At 41.4% G+C, this 21,720-nt stretch carries 33 protein-coding genes; all 33 read right to left on the reverse strand.

Annotated features, from left to right (window positions below; genetic code table 11):
• Positions 1 to 14 precede the first annotated feature (14 nt).
• The gene (locus tag G4D82_RS04570; protein ID WP_166334990.1) at positions 15 to 1,955 is read right to left on the reverse strand and encodes a tetratricopeptide repeat-containing sensor histidine kinase; all 1,941 of its coding nucleotides are present in this window, start codon (positions 1,953 to 1,955) and stop codon (positions 15 to 17) included.
• A gap of 174 nt (positions 1,956 to 2,129) precedes the next feature.
• Positions 2,130 to 3,416, reverse strand: coding sequence for a phosphopyruvate hydratase (eno, locus tag G4D82_RS04575; RefSeq protein ID WP_166334992.1), 1,287 nt, complete (start codon positions 3,414 to 3,416; stop codon positions 2,130 to 2,132).
• Between the two features lie 204 nt (positions 3,417 to 3,620).
• Complete coding sequence (gene carA / locus G4D82_RS04580; protein ID WP_166334994.1) at positions 3,621 to 4,730, reverse strand: glutamine-hydrolyzing carbamoyl-phosphate synthase small subunit; 1,110 nt, start codon at positions 4,728 to 4,730, stop codon at positions 3,621 to 3,623.
• A gap of 488 nt (positions 4,731 to 5,218) precedes the next feature.
• Complete coding sequence (gene rplQ / locus G4D82_RS04585) at positions 5,219 to 5,845, reverse strand: 50S ribosomal protein L17 (protein ID WP_166334996.1); 627 nt, start codon at positions 5,843 to 5,845, stop codon at positions 5,219 to 5,221.
• Positions 5,846 to 5,907: 62 nt separating this feature from the next.
• Positions 5,908 to 6,900, reverse strand: coding sequence for a DNA-directed RNA polymerase subunit alpha (locus tag G4D82_RS04590; RefSeq protein ID WP_166334998.1), 993 nt, complete (start codon positions 6,898 to 6,900; stop codon positions 5,908 to 5,910).
• Positions 6,901 to 6,919: 19 nt separating this feature from the next.
• Complete coding sequence (gene rpsD / locus G4D82_RS04595) at positions 6,920 to 7,525, reverse strand: 30S ribosomal protein S4 (RefSeq protein ID WP_166335000.1); 606 nt, start codon at positions 7,523 to 7,525, stop codon at positions 6,920 to 6,922.
• 89 nt (positions 7,526 to 7,614) lie between these two features.
• Entirely contained in the window at positions 7,615 to 7,998 is a 384-nt protein-coding gene (rpsK, locus tag G4D82_RS04600) for a 30S ribosomal protein S11 (protein ID WP_166335002.1), read from the reverse strand.
• A gap of 9 nt (positions 7,999 to 8,007) precedes the next feature.
• Positions 8,008 to 8,382 (reverse strand): 30S ribosomal protein S13, encoded by a 375-nt coding sequence (rpsM, locus tag G4D82_RS04605; RefSeq protein ID WP_166335004.1) that lies wholly within the window; start codon positions 8,380 to 8,382, stop codon positions 8,008 to 8,010.
• 2 nt (positions 8,383 to 8,384) lie between these two features.
• The gene (ykgO, locus tag G4D82_RS04610) at positions 8,385 to 8,501 is read right to left on the reverse strand and encodes a type B 50S ribosomal protein L36 (RefSeq protein ID WP_002987490.1); all 117 of its coding nucleotides are present in this window, start codon (positions 8,499 to 8,501) and stop codon (positions 8,385 to 8,387) included.
• A 79-nt stretch (positions 8,502 to 8,580) separates the two neighbouring features.
• The gene (infA, locus tag G4D82_RS04615; protein WP_007136545.1) at positions 8,581 to 8,796 is read right to left on the reverse strand and encodes a translation initiation factor IF-1; all 216 of its coding nucleotides are present in this window, start codon (positions 8,794 to 8,796) and stop codon (positions 8,581 to 8,583) included.
• Positions 8,797 to 8,800: 4 nt separating this feature from the next.
• Positions 8,801 to 10,144, reverse strand: coding sequence for a preprotein translocase subunit SecY (secY, locus tag G4D82_RS04620; protein ID WP_166335006.1), 1,344 nt, complete (start codon positions 10,142 to 10,144; stop codon positions 8,801 to 8,803).
• 13 nt (positions 10,145 to 10,157) lie between these two features.
• Positions 10,158 to 10,613, reverse strand: a complete 456-nt coding sequence (gene rplO / locus G4D82_RS04625; RefSeq protein WP_166335008.1) for a 50S ribosomal protein L15 — start codon at positions 10,611 to 10,613, stop codon at positions 10,158 to 10,160.
• Between the two features lie 12 nt (positions 10,614 to 10,625).
• Positions 10,626 to 10,808 (reverse strand): 50S ribosomal protein L30, encoded by a 183-nt coding sequence (rpmD, locus tag G4D82_RS04630; protein ID WP_121312865.1) that lies wholly within the window; start codon positions 10,806 to 10,808, stop codon positions 10,626 to 10,628.
• A gap of 12 nt (positions 10,809 to 10,820) precedes the next feature.
• Positions 10,821 to 11,342 (reverse strand): 30S ribosomal protein S5, encoded by a 522-nt coding sequence (gene rpsE / locus G4D82_RS04635; RefSeq protein WP_166335010.1) that lies wholly within the window; start codon positions 11,340 to 11,342, stop codon positions 10,821 to 10,823.
• Positions 11,343 to 11,346: 4 nt separating this feature from the next.
• The gene (gene rplR / locus G4D82_RS04640) at positions 11,347 to 11,697 is read right to left on the reverse strand and encodes a 50S ribosomal protein L18 (RefSeq protein ID WP_166335012.1); all 351 of its coding nucleotides are present in this window, start codon (positions 11,695 to 11,697) and stop codon (positions 11,347 to 11,349) included.
• 14 nt (positions 11,698 to 11,711) lie between these two features.
• A complete protein-coding gene (gene rplF / locus G4D82_RS04645; RefSeq protein WP_166335014.1) occupies positions 11,712 to 12,254 on the reverse strand; it encodes a 50S ribosomal protein L6 in 543 nt (180 codons plus the stop codon).
• Positions 12,255 to 12,267: 13 nt separating this feature from the next.
• Positions 12,268 to 12,666 (reverse strand): 30S ribosomal protein S8, encoded by a 399-nt coding sequence (rpsH, locus tag G4D82_RS04650; protein ID WP_008464306.1) that lies wholly within the window; start codon positions 12,664 to 12,666, stop codon positions 12,268 to 12,270.
• A 140-nt stretch (positions 12,667 to 12,806) separates the two neighbouring features.
• On the reverse strand, positions 12,807 to 13,076 hold the full coding sequence (gene rpsN / locus G4D82_RS04655; protein ID WP_166335016.1) for a 30S ribosomal protein S14: 270 nt from the start codon (positions 13,074 to 13,076) through the stop codon (positions 12,807 to 12,809).
• A 3-nt stretch (positions 13,077 to 13,079) separates the two neighbouring features.
• The gene (rplE, locus tag G4D82_RS04660; RefSeq protein WP_166335019.1) at positions 13,080 to 13,631 is read right to left on the reverse strand and encodes a 50S ribosomal protein L5; all 552 of its coding nucleotides are present in this window, start codon (positions 13,629 to 13,631) and stop codon (positions 13,080 to 13,082) included.
• Between the two features lie 2 nt (positions 13,632 to 13,633).
• Positions 13,634 to 13,948 carry a 50S ribosomal protein L24 gene (rplX, locus tag G4D82_RS04665; protein ID WP_166335021.1) on the reverse strand — a complete coding sequence of 105 codons (315 nt, stop codon included), beginning with the start codon at positions 13,946 to 13,948 and terminating at the stop codon, positions 13,634 to 13,636.
• Positions 13,949 to 13,960: 12 nt separating this feature from the next.
• Positions 13,961 to 14,329, reverse strand: a complete 369-nt coding sequence (gene rplN / locus G4D82_RS04670; RefSeq protein WP_007803649.1) for a 50S ribosomal protein L14 — start codon at positions 14,327 to 14,329, stop codon at positions 13,961 to 13,963.
• A 2-nt stretch (positions 14,330 to 14,331) separates the two neighbouring features.
• Entirely contained in the window at positions 14,332 to 14,589 is a 258-nt protein-coding gene (rpsQ, locus tag G4D82_RS04675) for a 30S ribosomal protein S17 (RefSeq protein ID WP_166335023.1), read from the reverse strand.
• 16 nt (positions 14,590 to 14,605) lie between these two features.
• The gene (gene rpmC, locus G4D82_RS04680) at positions 14,606 to 14,797 is read right to left on the reverse strand and encodes a 50S ribosomal protein L29 (RefSeq protein ID WP_166335025.1); all 192 of its coding nucleotides are present in this window, start codon (positions 14,795 to 14,797) and stop codon (positions 14,606 to 14,608) included.
• 11 nt (positions 14,798 to 14,808) lie between these two features.
• On the reverse strand, positions 14,809 to 15,234 hold the full coding sequence (rplP, locus tag G4D82_RS04685; RefSeq protein WP_166335027.1) for a 50S ribosomal protein L16: 426 nt from the start codon (positions 15,232 to 15,234) through the stop codon (positions 14,809 to 14,811).
• A 21-nt stretch (positions 15,235 to 15,255) separates the two neighbouring features.
• A complete protein-coding gene (gene rpsC / locus G4D82_RS04690) occupies positions 15,256 to 16,017 on the reverse strand; it encodes a 30S ribosomal protein S3 (RefSeq protein ID WP_166335030.1) in 762 nt (253 codons plus the stop codon).
• Positions 16,018 to 16,022: 5 nt separating this feature from the next.
• Positions 16,023 to 16,433 (reverse strand): 50S ribosomal protein L22, encoded by a 411-nt coding sequence (gene rplV, locus G4D82_RS04695; protein WP_166335032.1) that lies wholly within the window; start codon positions 16,431 to 16,433, stop codon positions 16,023 to 16,025.
• Positions 16,434 to 16,439: 6 nt separating this feature from the next.
• Positions 16,440 to 16,718 carry a 30S ribosomal protein S19 gene (gene rpsS, locus G4D82_RS04700; RefSeq protein WP_166335034.1) on the reverse strand — a complete coding sequence of 93 codons (279 nt, stop codon included), beginning with the start codon at positions 16,716 to 16,718 and terminating at the stop codon, positions 16,440 to 16,442.
• A 6-nt stretch (positions 16,719 to 16,724) separates the two neighbouring features.
• Positions 16,725 to 17,549 carry a 50S ribosomal protein L2 gene (gene rplB, locus G4D82_RS04705; RefSeq protein WP_166335036.1) on the reverse strand — a complete coding sequence of 275 codons (825 nt, stop codon included), beginning with the start codon at positions 17,547 to 17,549 and terminating at the stop codon, positions 16,725 to 16,727.
• A gap of 16 nt (positions 17,550 to 17,565) precedes the next feature.
• The gene (rplW, locus tag G4D82_RS04710; RefSeq protein WP_166335038.1) at positions 17,566 to 17,856 is read right to left on the reverse strand and encodes a 50S ribosomal protein L23; all 291 of its coding nucleotides are present in this window, start codon (positions 17,854 to 17,856) and stop codon (positions 17,566 to 17,568) included.
• A gap of 7 nt (positions 17,857 to 17,863) precedes the next feature.
• Positions 17,864 to 18,493: a 50S ribosomal protein L4 gene (gene rplD / locus G4D82_RS04715; RefSeq protein ID WP_166335041.1), complete on the reverse strand. Its 630-nt coding sequence runs from the start codon at positions 18,491 to 18,493 to the stop codon at positions 17,864 to 17,866.
• Positions 18,493 to 19,107: a 50S ribosomal protein L3 gene (rplC, locus tag G4D82_RS04720; protein ID WP_166335043.1), complete on the reverse strand. Its 615-nt coding sequence runs from the start codon at positions 19,105 to 19,107 to the stop codon at positions 18,493 to 18,495. Before rplC ends, rplD begins: the two co-directional genes overlap by 1 nt.
• A gap of 136 nt (positions 19,108 to 19,243) precedes the next feature.
• Complete coding sequence (gene rpsJ / locus G4D82_RS04725; protein ID WP_091141407.1) at positions 19,244 to 19,549, reverse strand: 30S ribosomal protein S10; 306 nt, start codon at positions 19,547 to 19,549, stop codon at positions 19,244 to 19,246.
• An 11-nt stretch (positions 19,550 to 19,560) separates the two neighbouring features.
• Positions 19,561 to 21,717, reverse strand: coding sequence for an elongation factor G (gene fusA / locus G4D82_RS04730; protein WP_166335045.1), 2,157 nt, complete (start codon positions 21,715 to 21,717; stop codon positions 19,561 to 19,563).
• Positions 21,718 to 21,720: the final 3 nt, after the last annotated feature.

The following is a 21,720-nucleotide window of genomic DNA, read 5'->3' on the forward strand; positions in this document are numbered from 1 at the left end:
GTTTTGGTTGTTGGTTATTGAATGTATTGGATGGGCAATCTTAGAATGACTTGCGTGCCGATGACTTGGCCATTATCTTCGCGCTCACGGATATCAATCTGTGCCGATTTTAAAGTAGTAGCTTCCATGATTTCAAGGCGTTTTTTGGTAATCTCCAGCGCCATCGATTTGTGGGCAGCCACTGAATCTTCCTTGAGCAGTCGCGATTGTGTAAGTCCGATGCCATCGTCTGAAATACTACACAAGAACTGCCCATTCTGAACATCGAAAAACACATCGATTTTGCCGTTTCCTTTCTTCGGGACCATACCGTGAAGAATAGCATTCTCTACAAAAGGTTGAATTAAAAGTGGTGGAATTCCCATATTAAACTCTACCTTATCGCTCGATTGAATTTCAAATTCGAACTTGTTGTGAAAGCGCAATTGTTCTAATTCGAGGTAATTTTTCAAACTCTCGATTTCTTTATCAATCGGGATTAATGAGCCTTTGGAATATTCTAGGGTAAGACGCATCAGTTTGGAAAATTTAGCCAAATATTTCAAGGCCGAATCGGTTCCGTTCTGCACGATGAAACTCGATATTGATCCCAAACAATTGAACACAAAATGCGGATTCATCTGTAAGTGCAAGGCCTTTTGTTCGTATTCGGCTACTTCTTTCTGTAAGGTCAGCCGGCGTTTGATTTGGCGTCGGTTGTAAGTCACGAAAATTAACCCCGCGAGCAAAAACAAACCTACCGCCGTAAAAATCCCAAGTTGCGTATTGCGTTTGGACTGTTCTGCCAGCACAGCAGCCCTGCGTTTGTACTCCGATTCCATTTCCGAGCGCAGCATTTTCTTGCTGTTTTCCTGATTGGTAATACTGTCGCGTGCCACAATATAATTGCGATAATGCGCAAACGAAAGTTCGGTGTTGTGTTGTATGCCATACAAATCGCTGAGCAATTTCTCAGAATGATAAATCTGATCGAGAATACCGATAGCCTTAGCATCAGCCAAAGATTTTTCAGCATAGTCAATCGCTTGGTCATAATTTTTTAGATCTGCATGCAATCGACCCAGATTGTAGCGTGCCAACGAAGCGCCAAATTTGTTCTGCATAGCTTCGTAAAGCGCCAAAGCTTTGTTGTAATATACTTCAGCCTGCGTGTAATTTTTCTCAGACTTGTAGTAATCACCAAAATAATTATTCAGCAAAGCAAAACCGCGTTGGTTATTGGTGGTTGCAAATAACTTTTCGGCTTTTTTATAACAATCGAAAGCCTGATTTTTGTTGCCTTGCTCGGCGTAAATTACTCCGATATTGGTTAAAGTTACTGCAGCAGTAGGTTCGGTAATGGCTTGCTGGACTTGAAAAGCCTTTTTGAAATACGCAAGTGCCAGGTTGTTTTTTTGTTGCGATTTGTAAACGATTCCGATGTTGTTGTATGCCTTTGCTGTACTGACTTGATCGCCGATTTTCAAATAGACCTTCAACGCCTTCTGGTACATTTCCAGCGCCATGTAGTAATTGCTTTGCTGCGAGAAAACGATGCCTTGACTGGCGAAAGCCTTGGCCAATCCGTTTTGGATGCGTTTGATTTCTGGCTCTTTAGCGTCATGCAACAATGATTCAAATAAAGATTGTGCTTTAGAAAAGTATTGGTTGGCTTGGCGATAATTTCCTAGGATAATATTCGCATTCCCAGAATTGATATAAGCACTTGCCACACCGAAATCATAACGAGCCTGCTTCGCCAGCGCTTCGGCCTTTAGCGCATAAAAACTAGTGGAATCTGGATTGGATTCTTTGAAAGCATCGGCCATTTTGTTCAGGATATTGACCTTAGCTGTATCTGTTTTAGCTATTAGAAATACTCGCTTGAGGCTATCCGCCGGATTTTTCGAAACTTGTCCTACTGCACCGAACCCGTAAAACAGCAACGAAAATAATATGTAGTAACAGTTTTTCACAATACTGATTTTTATCTAAACCAAAGATAGCGCAAGGACTTGGCATAAAAATAAGCGATTTAGCAATATATCAGTTTGGTTTATTATTCTAGGGATTTGACCGATTATTCAGTTTTGGAAATAAAAAAACCTGACCGGTTGCCCAATCAGGTTTTATCTTGAAAATTAAAAATCTTACTTAAACGCCTTCAATCCGGGGAAATAAGCTGTATCGCCGAGTTCTTCCTCGATGCGCAGCAATTGGTTGTATTTCGCCATACGATCTGAGCGCGATGCGGAACCTGTTTTGATTTGTCCACAATTTAAAGCGACTGCTAAATCAGCAATGGTGTTGTCTTCAGTTTCGCCCGAACGGTGCGACATTACTGATGTGTAACCCGCATTCTTGGCCATGTTCACAGCCGCAATCGTTTCGGTTAAAGTTCCGATTTGGTTGACTTTTACCAAGATGGAGTTCGCGGTGTTCTCTGCAATTCCTCTGGAAAGCCTTTCGACATTGGTCACGAATAAATCATCTCCGACCAACTGTACTTTGTTGCCGATTTTCTCGGTCAGGTATTTCCAACCGCTCCAGTCGTCTTCGTGCATACCGTCTTCGATGGAAATAATCGGGTATTTGGTAGCCAATTCGGCTAAGTAATCGGCTTGTTCTTGTGAAGTGCGGACTTTTCCCGTAGCGCCTTCGAACTTAGTGTAATCGTATTTTCCGTCTTTGTAGAATTCTGAAGCGGCACAATCCAGGGCAATCATAATCTCATCCCCAAATTTATAGCCTGCATTTTCAACCGCTTTTTTGATGGTATCAAGTGCGTCTTCAGTACCGCCAGCCAAGTTGGGAGCAAAACCGCCTTCATCGCCTACTGCGGTTGATAAACCACGGTCGTGTAGTACTTTTTTGAGGTGGTGAAAAACTTCTGTTCCCATTTGTAAGGCTTGAGTGAAAGAAGTTGCCTTTACCGGCATAATCATAAATTCCTGAAAGGCAATCGGCGCATCAGAATGTGAACCGCCATTGATAATGTTCATCATCGGCACCGGAAGCGTGTTGGCAGAAACACCACCTACGTAACGGTACAATGGCATGCCTAATTCATTTGCGGCAGCTTTGGCTACAGCCATCGAAACACCCAAAATGGCATTAGCGCCGAGATTGGATTTATTGGAAGTGCCGTCAAGATCAATCATCGTTTGGTCAATCAGGTTTTGCTCGAAAACAGAAGTGCCGACGAGTTCCTCAGCAATTTTAGTATTGACATTTTCCACTGCTTTTAACACACCTTTGCCCATATAAGCTTTTCCACCGTCGCGTAATTCTACGGCTTCATGTTCTCCGGTTGAAGCTCCGGATGGAACAGCTGCGCGGCCCAGTACGCCATTTTCAGTAACTACATCTACTTCTACGGTAGGATTTCCTCTGGAATCAAAAATTTGTCTTGCGTGGATTTTGATGATCATGCTCATGTTTTTAGGTTTTTAGGTTATTTAGCTGTCAGCTTTTAGCTTTTAGCGGTCAGCGGTTAGCTGAAGTATTTATAAAATTAGCTTTAAGCTGAGAGCTGACCGCTGATAGCTGATAGCTGATAGCTGATAGCTTACATAGTACAAATATATTCTATCTTAAATTTTGACAATCTTTAAAATGTTGAATTTATCAACGATAACGATTTAGTTCTGGCTGGCTTTGATGTTCTCTATAAACTGGTCAAACAGATACGAAGAATCGTGTGGCCCTGGACTGGCTTCAGGATGGTATTGCACCGAGAAGCAATTTTTATTTTTCAGGCGCATTCCGGCCACCGTATTATCATTGAGATGGATGTGCGTAATTTCAATTTCGGGATGGTTTTCGGCTTCTTCGCGATGGATGGCAAAACCGTGGTTCTGCGAAGTGATTTCGCCCTTTCCAGTAATTAAATTCTTCACCGGATGATTGATCCCGCGGTGTCCGCCAAACATTTTAAATGTCGAAACCCCATTGGCCAATCCGATGATTTGGTGTCCGAGACAAATGCCGAACAGCGGTTGGTTATTCTCTAGTATTTCTTTGGCTACTTGAATGGCTCCTCTTAGGGGCTCCGGGTCGCCCGGGCCGTTGGAAAGAAAATAACCGTCAGGATTAAAATCAGCTAAATCCTTGTAAGTCGCGTCGTAAGGAAACACTTTGATGTAGCAGTTGCGCTTGGCTAGGTTACGCAGGATGTTGGTTTTGATACCTAAATCGAGTGCGGAGATTTTGTATTTGGCGTTTTCGTTGCCAAAGAAATAAGGTTGTTTCGTCGATACTTTTGAAGCGAGTTCTAAACCTTTCATATCGGGCACGTTGGCGAGTTGCTTTTTAAGTTCTTCCACTGAAGTGCCGTCGGTACAGATGACAGCGTTTTGGGCGCCGTGATCTCGAACGTAAGCCGTTAAAGCGCGCGTGTCGACATCGGAAATGCAGACCAGGTTGTGTTTTTTGAAATAGTCCTCGAGACTACCCGAAGCATTGTCGCGCGAATAATTGAAACTGAAATTCTTGCAGACCAAGCCAGCGATTTTGACCGAATCGGATTCGACTTCTTCTGCGTTCACACCGTAGTTCCCGATGTGCGGATTGGTCGTAATCATGATCTGCCCGAAATAAGACGGATCGGTGAAGATTTCCTGATAGCCGGTCATTCCGGTGTTGAAGCAAAGTTCTCCGAAAGTCGTTCCCGAAATACCGATCGATTTGCCGTGAAAAATGGTGCCGTCGCTGAGTAAGAGGATGGCGGGTTGTTGTGTTTTGTAGTTCATGTAGTTGTTGGTGTTGTGTTAGCTGTTAGCTGTTAGCTGTTAGCTGTTAGCTGTTAGCTGTTAGCTGTTAGCTGTTAGCTGTTAGCTGTTAGCTGTTAGCTGTTAGCTAGTGCAAATTTATTTTTTTTATTTTCTCGCAAAGACGCAAAGACGCAAAGGTTTTCAGAATTTTTGAACAGTAGCCGTTGCCCTAGCCCTGATGATTTGATATTAAGAGGAGACTCGAGACCAAAGGTCGAACTGTATGTAGCGATAGCGAAATAAAAGTCCAGTGGACTTCAGGTATAAGGCTGGATTTAGATTTTAAAATTAGGCGTCCTTTATTTACACTGCAGCCCTAGCCCTGATGGAAGTGTAAATCCTTTTGTTCTGGGGTTCAGAACAAAAGATTGCAACGTACAGCAGGTTCCCGGCTCCTGAAAAAAATCCAAAAAAAAAGGACAAACTTTAAAAGTTCATCCTTTATTTTTATGGAGTGCTGATTTTCATTACTCAGCTTTCTCTTCGGTATCTTCAGCGGCTGGGGCTTCTGGAGCTTCTGCTGATGGTTCTTCCACTGCTGGGGTTTCAACCACCGGAGTAGTTTCCTCAACTTGTGCTTCTGCAGCCGGAGCTTCTTCGATTTTAGCCTCAGGCGCTTCTGCCTTTGGAGCTTCTGCTTTTGGAGCCGCTGGCGCAGTAGTAGCTCCGCCTTTTCCTTTTCCGCCACGACGGCTTTTCGCTTTTTTCTCCTCTTTTTTACCTCCGTTGTATAGTTCGTTAAAATCTACCAGTTCGATCATCGCCATATCGGCGTTATCCCCTAAACGATTTCCAACCTTGATGATACGAGTGTAACCACCTGGACGGTCGCCTACTTTGGCAGCTACGTCGCGGAACAAATCTGTAACTGCGTATTTGCTTTTGAGGTATGCGAAAACGATACGACGGTTGTGCGTAGTATCTTCTTTTGATTTGGTAATCAGCGGTTCAACGAATTGTTTTAACGCTTTAGCCTTAGCAACAGTAGTGTTGATGCGTTTGTGCTCGATCAACGAACAAGCCATGTTAGCCAACATAGCCGTTCTGTGGCCTTTCTGTCTGCTTAAGTGATTGAATTTTTTTCCGTGTCTCATGACATTTTTTTTAAACCTTCCTCTTGCTCAATCCGCTCTGGAGAGCAAAATAGGAAAGCGATTTATTCTTTATCTAATTTGTATTTGCTTAAGTCCATTCCGAAAGTCAGGTTTTTCACAGCGACAAGCTCATCAAGCTCCGTAAGTGATTTTTTTCCGAAGTTGCGGAATTTCATTAAATCGTTTTTGTTGAATGACACCAAGTCTCCAAGGGTATCTACTTCTGCTGCTTTCAAGCAATTGAGCGCACGAACGGATAAGTCCATATCAACCAACTTGGTTTTGAGCAACTGGCGCATATGCAATGATTCTTCGTCGTATGACTCAGTTTGTGCAATTTCATCCGCCTCGAGAGTGATTCTTTCGTCAGAAAACAACATGAAGTGGTGGATCAACACTTTTGCTGCCTCAGTAAGGGCGTCTTTAGGGTTGATGGAACCATCGGTTTTGATTTCGAAAATCAACTTTTCGTAATCGGTTTTCTGCTCCACACGGAAGTTTTCAATGGCATATTTTACGTTTTTAACCGGCGTAAAAATAGAATCCGTGAAAATGGTTCCGATGGCAGCATTCTGTTTTTTGTTTTCCTCAGCTGGAACATAACCGCGCCCTTTTTCGATGGTTAGTTCGAGATTAAGCTTGATTTTGCTATCTAAGTTACAGATAACCAGTTCTGGGTTCAGTACTTGGAAACCTGAAATAAACTTCTGGAAATCACCGGCAGTCAATTGGTCTTTACCGGTTACAGAAATCGTTACAGACTCGTTGTCAACGTCTTCAATCTGACGCTTGAAACGCACTTGTTTCAAATTCAGGATGATTTCGGTAACGTCTTCCACCACACCTGAGATCGTTGAGAATTCGTGGTCTACACCTTCGATGCGAACCGAAGTAATTGCGTAGCCTTCCAAAGCGGAAAGCATCACTCTTCTAAGTGCATTCCCCACGGTCAATCCGTAGCCCGGTTCCAAAGGACGAAATTCAAATTTCCCTTCGAAATCGTTCGAATCGATCATGATCACTTTATCGGGTTTCTGAAAATTAAATATTGCCATAATTTCGACTAAGTCTTTATTATTTGTTGTACAATTCGACGATCAGCTGTTCTTTGATGTTTTCAGGGATTTGCAAACGTGCAGGTACCGATACGAAAACACCTTCTTTGGTGTCGTTGTTCCAAGTAATCCACTCATATACGTGAGAAGAATTTGCCAAAGAACGCTCGATAGCTTCCACTGATTTTGATTTTTCACGAACGGCTACTTTATCGCCAGGTTTTAAATGGTAAGAAGGAATGTTCACTACCTCACCATTTACGGTAATATGTCTGTGTGATACGATTTGACGGGCAGCACGACGAGAAGGAGCGATACCCATTCTGTATACTACGTTGTCCAGTCTTGCCTCACAAAGTTGGATTAATACTTCACCTGTTACTCCACGAGCAGCAGATGCTTTTTCAAAAAGGCCTCTGAATTGCTTCTCTAAGATTCCGTAGGTGTACTTCGCTTTTTGCTTTTCCATCAACTGAACTGCGTATTCAGATTTTTTACCTCTTTTCTTTGCCATCCCGTGTTGTCCGGGTGGGTAATTTCTCTTCTCGAAAGACTTGTCTTCTCCGAAGATTGCTTCGCCAAATTTACGGGCGATTCTTGTACTTGGACCAGTATATCTTGCCATTTCTAATTGTTTGAGACAGCGGTTATGAATTCAGGTCTTATCCTTCGATAACCGGAAACCTGTCTAGGTTATACTATAATTTTTGAGCGTTATACTCTACGTCTTTTAGGAGGACGACATCCGTTGTGCGGCATTGGAGTAACGTCGATGATCTCGGTTACTTCTACCCCGCTGTTATGAATCGAGCGGATTGCAGACTCACGTCCGTTTCCTGGCCCTTTTACATAGACTTTTACTTTTTTCAAACCAGCTTCCATTGCTACTTTGCTGCAATCTTCAGCTGCCATCTGTGCGGCGTAAGGCGTGTTCTTCTTAGAACCACGGAATCCCATTTTACCGGCAGAAGACCATGAAATCACTTCTCCTTTTTTGTTGGTGAGTGAAATAATGATGTTGTTGAAAGTAGCGCTGATGTGCGCTTCACCAGTCGATTCTACGACTACTTTACGCTTTTTAGTTGTTGCTTTAGCCATTACTACTTATTATTTAGTTGCTTTTTTCTTGTTAGCAACAGTTTTACGCTTACCTTTTCTAGTTCTCGAGTTGTTTTTGGTTCTTTGACCACGCAAAGGAAGACCGGCTCTGTGGCGGATACCTCTGTAACAACCGATGTCCATCAAACGCTTGATGTTCAAAGATGTTTCAGAACGCAATTCACCTTCAATCTTGTAGTAAGAAACCGCATCACGGATTGCTCCGATCTGGTCATCATTCCAATCTTGAACTTTAATGTCTTCGCTTACATTAGCTTTAGCCAATATTTCGCTTGCACGGCTTTTACCAATTCCGAAGATGTAGGTCAAAGCGATAACTCCTCTTTTGTTTTTTGGGATGTCTACCCCTGCTATTCTTGCCATAATTATCCTTGTCTTTGTTTAAATCTAGGATTCTTTTTGTTGATTACGTATAATCTTCCTTTTCTGCGAACGATGATGCACTCGGCACTACGTTTCTTTACTGATGCTCTTACTTTCATTTTAGTTTAGCTTTAAGCTTTCAGCCTTTAGCTTTCAGCGTTTGTTTTGAAGCGCTGATAGCTGACTGCTGACCGCTATTTAATATCTATAAGTAATTCTTGCTTTTGACAAATCGTAAGGACTCATTTCCAGCTTCACTTTGTCACCAGGTAACAACTTGATGTAGTGCATACGCATTTTGCCAGAAATGTGAGCGATTACGATGTGTCCGTTTTCTAACTCTACACGGAACATCGCATTCGAAAGTGCTTCGATGATGGATCCGTCTTGTTCTATTGCTGATTGTTTTGCCATAAAATTAAGCTACCGCTTTTCTGTTTTTACCGCTTTTCATCAAACCATCGTAGTGCTTATTCAATAAATAGGAGTTGATTTGTTGGATTGTATCAATCGCAACACCTACCATAATTATTAAAGAAGTACCACCGAAGAACATCGCCCATGATTGTTGCACACCAAGGCTTACGATAATGGCTGGGAACACAGCAATCAAAGCAAGGAATAATGAGCCTGGAAAAGTAATGAGCGACATAATGTGATCCAGATAGTCTGAAGTTTCTACTCCTGGTCTGATACCTGGAATGAAACCGCCGCTTCTCTTAAGATCATCAGCCATTTTGTTGGTTGGAACCGTGATTGCAGTATAGAAAAATGTAAAGACAACAATCAAGGTCGCGAATACAAAATTATACCAGAATCCGAACATATTACTGAACGCTCCTGCAATAGACTGAGAAGTTTCCGTTTGCGACAAACCTGCTAATGCAGCCGGTATGAACATGATGGCTTGAGCAAAGATGATTGGCATTACACCAGAAGCGTTCAACTTCAATGGAATCCATTGTCTGTTTCCGCCCATCATGTCTTGTTCGAAATCACCAGTTGTAGTACGACGAGCGTATTGTACCGGAATTTTTCTCACCGCCATAACCAAAAGCACACAAGCAATAATAACTAATAACCAAACAATTACTTCAATAACCAATATCATTGGTCCTCCGTTGTTGTTGGTGATTGTAGAAGTAAATTCTTGAATGAAAGCCTGTGGCAATCTTGCAAGAATCCCGACCATGATCAATAAGGAAATTCCGTTTCCGATTCCTTTGTCAGTGATTTTCTCTCCGAGCCACATCGCGAAGATGGTTCCTGTAGTTAAAATCAATACTGACGAGAACAAGAAACTAAAAGAATCAAATCCTAACATGAAAGCGCTGCTTGGTAGAGTTCTGTATAAGTTGTAAATATAACCAGGGCCTTGTACCAAAGTGATTAGGATGGTCAACCAGCGGGTAATCTGATTGAGTTTTTTTCTGCCGCTTTCACCATCTTTTTGCAATTTTTGAAGATAAGGAATCGCGATTCCCATCAACTGAACTACAATCGATGCCGAAATGTAAGGCATAATTCCTAGCGCGAACACAGAGGCTTTTGAAAAGGCTCCTCCGGTGAACATATCGAGAATTGAACCAATACCATCTTTAGTCTGGCCTGCTAAACTGTTTAACTGAGTAGCATCAATACCTGGAAGAGTCACGTGTGCTCCGAAACGATAAACCAAAAGCAATCCTAATGTGAGTAGGATTCTGTTTTTAAGTTCCTCGATTTTCCAAACATTGGCTAATGATTCAAAAAATTTCTTCATCGTCTTAGAATAATTATAGGGTTACAGCTTCACCACCAGCTGCCTCGATAGCGGCTTTTGCAGTTGCAGTAAATTTGTGAGCAGATACTTTCAATTTGGCTTTTAGTTCACCTCTACCCAAAACCTTAACGATTTCGTTTTTGGTGGCCAAACGGTTGGTCACGAAAGTGGTCATGTCGACAGCACCATCGGTCACAATTCCGTTATCAACTAAAGCTTGTAAAGTATCTAAGTTTACACCTTGGTATTCTACACGATTCACGTTTTTGAAACCAAACTTAGGCACACGTCTTTGAAGTGGCATCTGACCTCCTTCAAAACCAATCTTTTTAGAATAACCTGAACGAGATTTTGCTCCTTTGTGACCTCTTGCGGAAGTACCACCTTTACCGGAACCTTCTCCACGTCCTACTCTTTTATTCTGATTGTGTGTTGAACCTTCAGCAGGTTGTAAGTTACTTAAATTCATAACTGTGGATTGTTATTTAACTTCCTCAACGGAAACTAAGTGTTTAACTTTATTTATCATTCCAAGGATCGCAGGATTAGAATCGTGCTCTACAACTTGGCCCATTTTGCGAAGACCCAAAGCCTCTAAACCTCTCTTTTGAGTAAGCGGGCAGTTGATTTTGCTTCTAACTTGTTTTACTAATAATTTAGCCATAATTTCCTTGAATTAACCTTTAAAAACTTTCTCTAAAGAAACACCTCTTTGCTTGGCAACAGTATGTGCACTTCTCATTTGCAATAAAGCATCAAAAGTTGCTTTTACCACGTTGTGTGGGTTAGATGAACCTTGAGATTTTGACAATACGTCATGAATCCCTACTGATTCCAAAACCGAACGTACAGCACCACCCGCAATTACTCCGGTACCGTGAGAAGCTGGCATCAAAAATACACGCGCTCCACCGAACTTACCTTTTTGCTCGTGCGGTACAGACTGCCCGCTAAGTGGGATTCTTACAAGGTTTTTCTTAGCATCTTCTACTGCTTTAGCAATAGCCTCAGACACGTCTTTAGATTTTCCAAGACCGTGACCTACTACACCGTTCTCGTCTCCTACCACTACAATTGCAGAGAAACCGAATGCTCGACCTCCTTTTGTAACTTTGGTAACACGATTTACACTCACCAAACGATCTTTTAGTTCAAGTCCGCTTGGTTTTACCGATTCTATATTTCTACTTTTAGACATACGATTAGAATTTAAGTCCGGCTGCTCTCGCGCCTTCAGCTAATGATTGGATACGGCCGTGGTACAAATAACCTCCTCTATCGAAAGTTACTGTGTCGATTCCGGCTTTCAACGCTTTCTCAGCTACAAGTTTTCCAACATTGTTCGCCGTTTCTACGTTCGTTCCTTTAGTTACTCCTTTTTCTCTAGATGATGCAGCCAATAAAGTTACTCCGTTCACATCGTCAATGAGTTGTGCGTAGATTTCTTTATTGCTTCTGAATACAGAAAGTCTTGGTTTAGCAGCAGTTCCGCTAACAATCTTTCTGATTCTATATCTAATTCTCTGTCTTCTTTCCGATTTCGTTAATGACATAATCTTATCTTTTATTAAGCGGATTTACCAGCTTTTCTTCTTAATACTTCACCTACGAATTTCACCCCTTTACCTTTGTAAGGCTCTGGTTTGCGGAAACTTCTAATCTTCGCTGAAACTGCTCCCAACAATTGCTTGTCATAAGAAGTCAATTTTACGATTGGGTTTTTCCCTTTTTCAGAAATGGTCTCCACTTTCACTTCTGGAGCTACATCTAAGATAATGTTGTGAGAGAAACCTAGTGCTAAGTCTAGTTTTTGACCTTGATTGGAAGCTCTATAACCTACCCCAACCAATTCTAACTCTTTAGTGAAACCTTCAGAAACACCAACAATCATGTTGTTGATTAAGGCTCTGTATAAACCATGCTTGGCTCTTTGATCTTTATAATCAGAGGATCTTTCTACAGTGATTTGACCCTCTTCAACTTTTACTGTTACGTCTTCGTAATTTTGAGAAAGTTGACCTAATTTTCCTTTAACGGTAACCATGTTGTTGTTTACGTCAACAGTTACACCTGCAGGAATCGAAATTGGATTTTTACCTATTCTTGACATGTTGTACTGTTTTTTAGTATACGTAACAAATTACTTCTCCACCTACATTGAGTTGCTTGGCTTGTTTCCCGGTCATCAAACCTTTAGAAGTGGAAACAATGGCAATTCCTAACCCATTAAGGATTCTAGGCAATTTTGCAGCGCCGGCATACTTACGCAAACCTGGCTTGCTGATTCTTTGAATATCTTTAATTACAGGCTCTTTGGTATCTTTATCGTACTTCAAAGCAATTTTGATAGAACCCTGAACCGTGTTCTGCTCAAACTTGTAACTCAAGATATAACCTTGATCGAATAAGATCTTGGTAATTTCTTTTTTCAGATTAGAAGCCGGAATTTCGACAACTTTGTGGTTTGCAGCCACAGCGTTTCTTACCCTGGTCAAATAATCCGCGATTGGATCTGTGTACATATTTATTAAATTGCGGCAACGGTTTTCAAAAAGACTATCTTATTGAACCTGAAGCCATTAGACTCTATTTTAAAGCAGATAATCGCACGTTTGCGGCTAAAAGCGGGCAAATGTACAATTATCTGCTGAAATAAACTAGCTTACCAGCTGGCTTTTTTTACACCCGGAATTAATCCTTGGTTGGCCATCTCACGGAAAGTAACACGAGAAATACCGAACTGACGGATGTAACCTCTTGGTCTGCCTGTCAATTTGCAACGATTGTGCAAACGGATCGGTGAAGCATTTTTTGGCAGTCTTTGCAAGCCTTCGTAATCTCCGGCTTCTAATAAAGCCTTTCTTTTCTCAGCGTATTTTGCTACCGTTTTTTCTCTTTTCACCTCACGGGCTTTCATTGATTCTTTAGCCATATCTTAGTTCTTTTTAAAAGGTAATCCTAATTCAGCCAATAAAGATTTTGCTTCTTTATCAGTCTTAGCGTTGGTCACGAAGGTAATATCCATACCTGAAATCTTGTTCACTTTATCGATGTCAATTTCAGGGAAAATGATTTGCTCCAAAACACCCAAGTTATAATTTCCCCTTCCATCAAAACCGGTAGCTTTGATTCCGTTGAAATCTCTTACTCGTGGCAAGGATGAAGTTACCAAACGATCTAGAAATTCGTACATTCTATCTCCGCGCAAAGTCACTTTGGCACCGATAGGCATTCCTTTTCTCAATTTGAACGACGCAACGTCTTTCTTTGACATGGTAGCTACCGCCTTTTGACCAGTGATTTTAGTCAATTCCTCTACTGCATAATCGATGAGTTTCTTGTCTGATACCGCAGCACCAACACCTTTGCTCAATACGATTTTCTCCAATTTTGGAACCTGCATTACATTCTTGTAACCGAATTCTTCCTTAAGAGCAGCAATGACTCTACTCTTGTATTCTTCTTTTAATCTAGGTGTATATGCCATGACTATAATACTTGATTAGATTTCTTTGACACTCTTACTTTTTTGTCTCCTTCCACTTTGATTCCAACGCGGGTTGCTTTTTTCGATTTTGGATCGATCAAAGAAATGTTTGAAATATGGATAGGAGCTTCTTTTTTAACGATTCCGCCTTGAGGATTTTTCGCAGATGGTTTCGTGTGTTTCGACACCATGTTTACGCCTTCAACGATCGCTTTGTTTTTCTCGCGGTCAACACTGACTACTTTACCTTCAGAACCTTTGTGGTCTCCAGCAATCACGCGGACAGTATCTCCGGTTTTAATTTTTAGCTTTATCATCTCAGTAAATAATTAAAGCACCTCAGGCGCTAATGATACAATTTTCATGAATTGTTTTTCACGCAATTCTCTAGCTACCGGACCAAAAACACGAGTTCCTCTCATTTCGCCAGCCGCGTTCAAAAGAACACAAGCATTGTCATCGAAACGGATGTAAGAACCATCGGCTCTTCTCACTTCTTTTTTGGTACGTACCACAACTGCAGTAGAAACAGCCCCTTTCTTCACGTTTCCGTTTGGAGTGGCATCTTTGATTGATACTACAATTTTATCTCCGACAGAGGCGTAACGACGTTTGGTTCCGCCTAACACACGGATAGTCAAAACTTCTTTGGCTCCGGTGTTGTCTGCTACTTTTAATCTTGATTCCTGTTGTACCATAATTATTTAGCTCTTTCTAAGATTTCAACTAATCTCCAACATTTGGTTTTAGACAATGGACGTGTTTCAGAAATACGTACAGTGTCGCCAATGTTGCAATCATTTTTCTCGTCGTGTGCATGAAACTTTTTAGTTTTCAAAACGAACTTACCGTATAATGGGTGTTTTACTCTGGTTACTTGCGAAACAACTATAGACTTGTCCATTTTGTTTGAAGTCACTACACCAATTCTCTCTTTTCTTAAATTTCTTTTTTCCATCTTTAGCAGATTACAATTATTGTAACTCTCTTTTGGTTAATTCAGTAGCCAGTCTTGCAACGGTTCTGCGAACAGTTCTAATTTGTAACGGATTCTCAATTGGAGAAATCGCATGGGCCATTTTCAGCTCTGCATACGTTTTTTGGGTCTGGCTCAATTTTTCCTGCAATTCTGCTACGGAAAGATCTTTAATTTCTTTTTGCTTCATAATAGTTTGAATTATGCTTCGAAATCTCTAGCGACGATGAACTTAGTTTTCACAGGAAGTTTCTGAGCTGCAAGACGTAACGCCTCTTTGGCAACTGACAAAGGAACTCCTCCTACTTCAAACATGATTCTTCCAGGTTTAACAACAGCTGCCCAATATTCAACGGCACCTTTACCTTTACCCATACGTACCTCAAGAGGCTTCTTGGTGATTGGTTTGTCTGGAAAAATTTTGATCCACAATTGACCTTCTCTCTTCATGTAACGGGTTGCAGCAATACGCGCAGCCTCGATTTGACGTGAAGTAAGGAACATCCCTGTTTCGTGAACCGATTTAATTCCGAACATACCGTTTGAAAGTTCGTGTCCTCTTCCGGCATTTCCTTTCATTCTACCTTTCTGTACCTTGCGGTATTTTGTTCTTTTAGGCTGTAACATTTTTCTTTACTTTAAAAGTTCTTACTTTCTTTTACGGTCTCCGGCTGGTTTTCTGTCTTTACCAAAACCACCTTTACGCTCTCCGCGTGGTGAGTCGCTCTTTCCTCCTGCTCCGGCTTGTTTTTTGTCCATGCCTACTAGCGGAGAAAGATCTCTCTTTCCGTAAACTTCACCTTTCATGATCCATACTTTGATTCCCATTCTACCGTAAGTAGTATGTGCTTCAGCCAAAGCATAATCGATATCGGCTCTGAAAGTTGATAGAGGAATACGTCCTTCTTTGAAACCTTCCGAACGCGCCATCTCAGCTCCATTCAAACGACCAGAAATCAAAACTTTAATCCCTTCTGCGTTCATACGCATTGAGGCGGCAATAGCCATTTTGATTGCTCTTCTGTATGAAATACGGCTCTCGATCTGACGGGCGATGCTAGTCGCAACTAGAAAAGCATCCAGTTCAGGTCTTTTGATTTCAAAGATGTTGATTTGAACCTCTTTGTCAGTAATTTTCTTAAGCTCTTCTTTCAACTTGTCTACCTCCTGGCCGCCTTTCCCGATAATGATACCCGGACGAGCAGTGGTGATAGTAACGGTTACAAGTTTCAAAGTTCTCTCGATGATTACTTTCGATACACTAGCTTTTGATAAACGAGCATGGATGTACTTTCTGATTTTGTAGTCTTCGGCGATTTTATCTCCGTAGTCGTTACCACCATACCAGTTAGAATCCCATCCTCTGATGATCCCAAGTCTGTTTCCAATTGGATTTGTCTTTTGTCCCATCTTTATTAATTGCTTTGTGTGTTATTGTTATCTCCTAACACGATTGTAACGTGGTTAGAACGTTTTCTGATTCTGTGTGCTCTTCCTTGTGGCGCAGGACGAAGTCTCTTCAACATCATTCCTCCGTCTACGCGGATTTCTTTAACGAATAAGCCTGCTTCCGCCACATTGCCTTCTGCATTTTTCTGCTCCCAATTGTTGATAGCAGATAACAAAAGTTTCTCTAGTTTGCGTGAAGCTTCTTTAGTGCTGAACCTTAAGATGTTCAACGCTCTTTCCACTTTCTGACCTCTTACCAAGTCTGCTACTAAGCGCATTTTTCTAGGTGAAGTAGGGCAGTTATTCAATTTCGCGAAAGCAATCGACTTATTAGCCTCTTTTCTCGCATCTGCTGTTTCTCTTTTACGAACTCCCATTGCTTCTTATTTTTTACCTTTATTTTTAGCTCCAGCATGACCTCTAAAAGATCTAGTTGGCGAAAACTCTCCTAATTTGTGACCTACCATGTTTTCTGTAACATAAACAGGTACGAACTGACGACCGTTGTGAACTGCAATCGTTTGTCCAACAAAGTCAGGTGTAATCATAGAAGCTCTAGACCAAGTCTTTACAACTCCCTTATTACCTTTTTCAATGTTCTCCTGAACTTTCTTGTCTAACTTATAGTGAACGTAAGGTCCTTTTTTTAATGAACGTGCCATATCTGATTATTTCTTTCTACGTTCTACAATATACTTGTTACTCGGGTTTTGTTTTGCACGGGTTCTGTATCCTTTCGCCGGCAAACCTTTTCTTGAACGTGGATGACCTCCTGAAGAACGTCCTTCTCCACCACCCATTGGGTGATCGACAGGGTTCATGGCAACTGGTCTTGTTCTAGGTCTTCTTCCTAACCATCTTGTTCTACCTGCTTTACCAGATACAATCAATTGGTGGTCTGAATTGGAAACCGCTCCGATTGTAGCCGAGCAAGTAAGCAAGATCAATCTTGTTTCTCCTGATGGCATTTTAATCGTAGCATATTTTCCATCTCTTGCCATTAATTGAGCGAAGGTACCAGCCGAACGAGCGATAACCGCTCCTTGACCTGGACGCAACTCAATACAAGAGATCACAGTTCCCAAAGGAATTTTGCTCAATGGCAACGTGTTACCAATTTCTGGTTGCGCGTCTTCGCCGGAAACTAATTTCTGACCTACTTGCAAACCATTTTGAGCAATGATATAAGTTTTCTCTCCATCAGCATAAGCCAATAAAGCAATAAAAGCAGTTCTGTTCGGATCGTACTCGATTGATTTTACCGTAGCAGGAATTCCGGCTTTGGTTCTTTTGAAATCGATAATACGGTAACGCTGCTTGTGACCACCGCCGGTATAACGCATGGTCATTTTTCCTTGACTATTTCTACCGCCTGAGCTTTTTATCGGTGCGATCAATGAACGCTCCGGCTTATCAGTTGTAATAGCGTCAAAACTATTGACAACTCTAAATCGCTGGCCCGGGGTAATAGGTTTTAATTTTCTAACTGACATAATGCTGCCTTACTGTTTAGATATTGTTATAAAAGTCTATTGTTTCTCCTTCTTGTACTTGAACAATCGCTTTTTTGTAAGCGTTGGTCTTTCCGCTGATTAGTCCGCTTTTGGTGTATTTTACCGAACGGTCCGGTCTAACATTCATGGTGTTCACAGCAACAATAGTAACGCCATAAGCAGCTTCAACAGCTTTCTTAATCTGTACTTTGTTAGCTTTTCTGTCTACCACGAAACCGAACTGGTTCAAAACCTCACCTTGTTTGGTAACTTTCTCAGTGACGATAGGTTTAATTATGATACTCATCTCCTATTTATTTACTTAGGTTTTCTTCAATTCCTTCCAGAGACGACTCTAAAAGAACCAAATTATTTGCATTTAAAATAGCGTAAGTACTTAATTCTGAGTTAGTTACAACGCTAGAAGCCTTTAAATTGCGTGAGGACAAATATACATTTTTATTTGTATCGCCCAACACGAATAAAGATTTTTTATTCTCTAACCCTAAAGCTTTCAAAACGTTGATGAAATTCTTAGTGCTTGGCGTGTCAAAATCGAAGTCTTCTACGACTACCAAATTAGATTCTTTCGCTTTAATTGAGAAAGCTGATTTTCTAGCCAAACGCTTCAAGTTTTTATTCAATTTGAATGAATAGCTTCTTGGACGTGGTCCGAAAACAGTACCTCCACCCTTGAACAATGGGCTCTTTTTAGATCCTGCACGAGCAGTACCAGTCCCTTTTTGTTTCTTGATCTTACGAGTACTTCCGATAACTTCAGCTCTTTCTTTAGCTTTGTGAGTACCTTGTCTTTGATTGGCCAAATATTGTTTTACATCTAAGTAAACAGCATGGTTGTTTGGCTCGATTGCGAATACTGAATCAGAAAGTTGTACTTTTCTGCCAGTTTCTTTTCCGGTTTTATCTAAAACTTTTACTTCCATTACTTCTGAATGATTACATAAGAGTTTTTGTGACCAGGAACACATCCTTTGACAACAAGCAAATTCTTGTCGGCAACCACTTTTAAAACTCTAAGGTTTTGAACTTTTACATTATCTCCACCCATTCTTCCAGCCATGCGCATTCCTTTGAATACACGTGATGGATAAGAGGATGCTCCTACAGAACCTGGTGCTCTCAAACGGTTGTGCTGACCGTGTGTCGATTGACCAACACCGCCAAATCCGTGGCGCTTTACAACACCTTGGAAACCTTTTCCTTTTGAAACACCTTGTACATCTACAAATTCTCCTTCAGCGAAAACATCTACTGTTAACACTTCTCCTAATTTGTACTCATTGTCAAACTGGAATTCAACGACTTTTTTCTTAGCAACAGTTCCTGCTTTTTTAAAGTGGCCAATAGCCGCAGCTGAGGAATGTTTCTCGTTTTTGTCATCGAAACCAAGTTGCAACGCTTCATACCCGTCGACCTCTTTGGTTCTGACTTGGGTAACAACGCATGGTCCTGCTTCAATTACGGTACAAGGAATGTTTTTCCCGTTCTCGTCAAAGATGCTGGTCATGCCGATTTTTCTTCCGATTAACCCAGACATAAAAAAATAATTAATAATGAATAATGAATAATTAACAATGACTGTTAATTGATTTTAAACTCTTTTGGTTCCGCTAGACAAAATAAGAAGTACCGGAACCGAAATCCCGGCACTTTTTTATCCTTTTGGAATTTACTTATACTTTGATTTCTACTTCAACACCGCTTGGCAACTCTAATTTCATAAGAGCGTCAATGGTTTTTGAAGACGAAGAGTAAATGTCGATCAATCGCTTGTATGACATTACTTCGAATTGCTCTCTCGCTTTTTTGTTAACGTGCGGAGAACGCAATACGGTGAACAATTTTTTGTGCGTTGGCAATGGAATAGGCCCAGTTACCACAGCTCCGGTACTTTTTACCGTTTTTACGATCTTCTCAGACGATTTGTCTACAAGCATGTGATCGTAAGACTTCAATTTTATTCTGATTTTTTGACTCATCTTGTTAAGAATTAAGCGTTACCTTTTGCTTTTTTGATTACCTCGTCTGAAATGTTAGAAGGCGTTTGCTCGTAGTGAGAAAACTCCATTGTTGATGTAGCTCTACCTGAAGACAAAGTTCTCAAAGTAGTTACGTAACCGAACATTTCCGATAGTGGCACATGTGCTTTGATGGTTTTCGCACCCGCTCTGTCACCCATATCATTCACTTGGCCTCTTCTTCTGTTCAAATCTCCGACGATATCTCCCATGTTTTCTTCAGGGGTAATCACTTCGATTTTCATGATTGGCTCAAGGATCACAGCACCAGCAGCTTTTGCTACTTCTTTGTAACCCATTCTGGCTGCCAATTCAAAAGAAAGAGCATCAGAATCCACAGGGTGATAAGAACCGTCCAACAAAGTTACTTTCAAACTATCTACTTGGTAACCTGCCAAAGGACCAGTTTTCATTGCTTCACGGAAACCTTTCTCTACAGCAGGGATGAATTCTTTAGGAACGTTACCTCCTTTTACTTCATTGACAAACTGCAATCCGATTGGTGTTTTTCCGTCCACTTCGTCAGCAGGCTCCAAACGGAATACGATATCCCCGAACTTACCACGACCTCCAGATTGTTTTTTGTAAACTTCTCTGTGTTGTGCCGATTTGGTAAACGCTTCTTTGTACTCAACTTGTGGCTCACCTTGGTTGACTTCCACTTTGAACTCACGCTTCATACGATCTACAAGAATATCTAAGTGAAGCTCACCCATTCCCGAGATAATCGTTTGTCCTGAAGCTTCGTCTGTACGAACAGTAAAAGTTGGATCTTCTTCAGCCAATTTTGCCAAAGCCATACCCATTTTATCTACGTCAGCCTTGGTTTTAGGCTCGATCGCTATACCGATTACCGGATCAGGGAATTTCATTGATTCAAGGATGATTGGATTTTTCTCATCACACATGGTATCACCAGTCTTGATGTCTTTAAATCCTACAGCCGCACCAATGTCACCTGCCTCGATGTACTCGATTGGGTTCTGTTTGTTCGCGTGCATTTGGTAGATACGAGAGATACGCTCTTTGTTTCCTGAACGCGTGTTCAAGATGTAAGAACCAGCATCCAAACGACCTGAGTAAGCACGGAAGAAAGCCAAACGACCTACGTAAGGGTCAGTAGCGATCTTAAATGCCAAAGCAGCGAAAGGCTCTTTCACGTCTGGACGACGCAAGATTTTGGTTTGGTCTTCTTCCAAAAGATCGGCATCATCAGGGTGGATTCCTTCGATACCTTCTTTGTCAAGCGGAGAAGGCAAATATTTACAAACAGCGTCCAACATGAACTGAACCCCTTTGTTTTTAAATGACGAACCAGCAATCATTGGGATGATAGCCATATCGATAGTAGCTGCTCTAAGCGCCGTGTTGATTTCGTCCTCTGTGATTGAGTTCTCATCTTCCATGTATTTGTCAAGAAGCGTTTCATCGTATGTAGCTATTTCTTCGATCAAGATAGAACGATAGTGCTTCACCTCATCTACCATATCAGCCGGAATCGGCACGATATCGAAAGTAGCACCTTGAGTTTCATCATGCCATACGATAGCCTGATTTTTCACCAAGTCAACTACTCCTTTGAAATCTGCCTCGTCACCGATTGGCAATGTAATGGCCACAGCGTTCGATTTCAACATATCTTTTACCTGCTGACATACGCCCAAGAAGTTAGAACCTTGACGGTCCATCTTGTTAACAAATCCCATACGTGGCACACGGTATTGGTCTGCCAAACGCCAGTTGGTTTCTGACTGCGGCTCTACACCGTCTACAGCAGAAAACAAGAATACCAATCCATCCAATACACGCAAAGAACGATTTACCTCTACGGTAAAGTCAACGTGTCCGGGAGTGTCGATAATGTTGAAGTGATATGATTGTGAATCTGGTAATAATTTACCTTGTTCAGTTGGGAAATTCCACTCACAGGTTGTTGCTGCAGAGGTAATGGTAATACCACGCTCTTGCTCTTGTGCCATCCAGTCCATCGTTGCAGCACCATCGTGCACCTCACCGATTTTGTGTGATTTTCCGGTATAAAAAAGAATACGCTCAGTGGTGGTGGTTTTTCCAGCATCAATGTGAGCCGCGATTCCGATATTTCTCGTGAATTTTAAATCTCTTGCCATTTC

The organism is Flavobacterium lotistagni (genome assembly GCF_011392125.1).
GTDB lineage: Bacteria > Bacteroidota > Bacteroidia > Flavobacteriales > Flavobacteriaceae > Flavobacterium > Flavobacterium lotistagni.

Excerpts from the sequence above, each read along its gene's own strand:
- eno (WP_166334992.1), bottom strand. The coding sequence starts at position 3,416 with ATGAGCATGATCATCAAAATCCACGCAAGACAAATTTTTGATTCCAGA.
- carA (WP_166334994.1), bottom strand. The coding sequence starts at position 4,730 with ATGAACTACAAAACACAACAACCCGCCATCCTCTTACTCAGCGACGGC.
- rplQ (WP_166334996.1), bottom strand. The coding sequence starts at position 5,845 with ATGAGACACGGAAAAAAATTCAATCACTTAAGCAGACAGAAAGGCCAC.
- G4D82_RS04590 (WP_166334998.1), bottom strand. The coding sequence starts at position 6,900 with ATGGCAATATTTAATTTTCAGAAACCCGATAAAGTGATCATGATCGAT.
- rpsD (WP_166335000.1), bottom strand. The coding sequence starts at position 7,525 with ATGGCAAGATATACTGGTCCAAGTACAAGAATCGCCCGTAAATTTGGC.
- rpsK (WP_166335002.1), bottom strand. The coding sequence starts at position 7,998 with ATGGCTAAAGCAACAACTAAAAAGCGTAAAGTAGTCGTAGAATCGACT.
- rpsM (WP_166335004.1), bottom strand. The coding sequence starts at position 8,382 with ATGGCAAGAATAGCAGGGGTAGACATCCCAAAAAACAAAAGAGGAGTT.
- ykgO (WP_002987490.1), bottom strand. The coding sequence starts at position 8,501 with ATGAAAGTAAGAGCATCAGTAAAGAAACGTAGTGCCGAGTGCATCATC.
- infA (WP_007136545.1), bottom strand. The coding sequence starts at position 8,796 with ATGGCAAAACAATCAGCAATAGAACAAGACGGATCCATCATCGAAGCA.
- secY (WP_166335006.1), bottom strand. The coding sequence starts at position 10,144 with ATGAAGAAATTTTTTGAATCATTAGCCAATGTTTGGAAAATCGAGGAA.
- rplO (WP_166335008.1), bottom strand. The coding sequence starts at position 10,613 with ATGAATTTAAGTAACTTACAACCTGCTGAAGGTTCAACACACAATCAG.
- rpmD (WP_121312865.1), bottom strand. The coding sequence starts at position 10,808 with ATGGCTAAATTATTAGTAAAACAAGTTAGAAGCAAAATCAACTGCCCG.
- rpsE (WP_166335010.1), bottom strand. The coding sequence starts at position 11,342 with ATGTCTAAAAGTAGAAATATAGAATCGGTAAAACCAAGCGGACTTGAA.
- rplR (WP_166335012.1), bottom strand. The coding sequence starts at position 11,697 with ATGTCATTAACGAAATCGGAAAGAAGACAGAGAATTAGATATAGAATC.
- rplF (WP_166335014.1), bottom strand. The coding sequence starts at position 12,254 with ATGTCAAGAATAGGTAAAAATCCAATTTCGATTCCTGCAGGTGTAACT.
- rpsH (WP_008464306.1), bottom strand. The coding sequence starts at position 12,666 with ATGTACACAGATCCAATCGCGGATTATTTGACCAGGGTAAGAAACGCT.
- rpsN (WP_166335016.1), bottom strand. The coding sequence starts at position 13,076 with ATGGCTAAAGAATCAATGAAAGCCCGTGAGGTGAAAAGAGAAAAAACG.
- rplE (WP_166335019.1), bottom strand. The coding sequence starts at position 13,631 with ATGGCATATACACCTAGATTAAAAGAAGAATACAAGAGTAGAGTCATT.
- rplX (WP_166335021.1), bottom strand. The coding sequence starts at position 13,948 with ATGATAAAGCTAAAAATTAAAACCGGAGATACTGTCCGCGTGATTGCT.
- rplN (WP_007803649.1), bottom strand. The coding sequence starts at position 14,329 with ATGGTACAACAGGAATCAAGATTAAAAGTAGCAGACAACACCGGAGCC.
- rpsQ (WP_166335023.1), bottom strand. The coding sequence starts at position 14,589 with ATGGAAAAAAGAAATTTAAGAAAAGAGAGAATTGGTGTAGTGACTTCA.
- rpmC (WP_166335025.1), bottom strand. The coding sequence starts at position 14,797 with ATGAAGCAAAAAGAAATTAAAGATCTTTCCGTAGCAGAATTGCAGGAA.
- rplP (WP_166335027.1), bottom strand. The coding sequence starts at position 15,234 with ATGTTACAGCCTAAAAGAACAAAATACCGCAAGGTACAGAAAGGTAGA.
- rpsC (WP_166335030.1), bottom strand. The coding sequence starts at position 16,017 with ATGGGACAAAAGACAAATCCAATTGGAAACAGACTTGGGATCATCAGA.
- rplV (WP_166335032.1), bottom strand. The coding sequence starts at position 16,433 with ATGGGAGTTCGTAAAAGAGAAACAGCAGATGCGAGAAAAGAGGCTAAT.
- rpsS (WP_166335034.1), bottom strand. The coding sequence starts at position 16,718 with ATGGCACGTTCATTAAAAAAAGGACCTTACGTTCACTATAAGTTAGAC.
- rplB (WP_166335036.1), bottom strand. The coding sequence starts at position 17,549 with ATGTCAGTTAGAAAATTAAAACCTATTACCCCGGGCCAGCGATTTAGA.
- rplW (WP_166335038.1), bottom strand. The coding sequence starts at position 17,856 with ATGAGTATCATAATTAAACCTATCGTCACTGAGAAAGTTACCAAACAA.
- rplD (WP_166335041.1), bottom strand. The coding sequence starts at position 18,493 with ATGGAAGTAAAAGTTTTAGATAAAACCGGAAAAGAAACTGGCAGAAAA.
- rplC (WP_166335043.1), bottom strand. The coding sequence starts at position 19,107 with ATGTCTGGGTTAATCGGAAGAAAAATCGGCATGACCAGCATCTTTGAC.
- rpsJ (WP_091141407.1), bottom strand. The coding sequence starts at position 19,549 with ATGAGTCAAAAAATCAGAATAAAATTGAAGTCTTACGATCACATGCTT.
- fusA (WP_166335045.1), bottom strand. The coding sequence starts at position 21,717 with ATGGCAAGAGATTTAAAATTCACGAGAAATATCGGAATCGCGGCTCAC.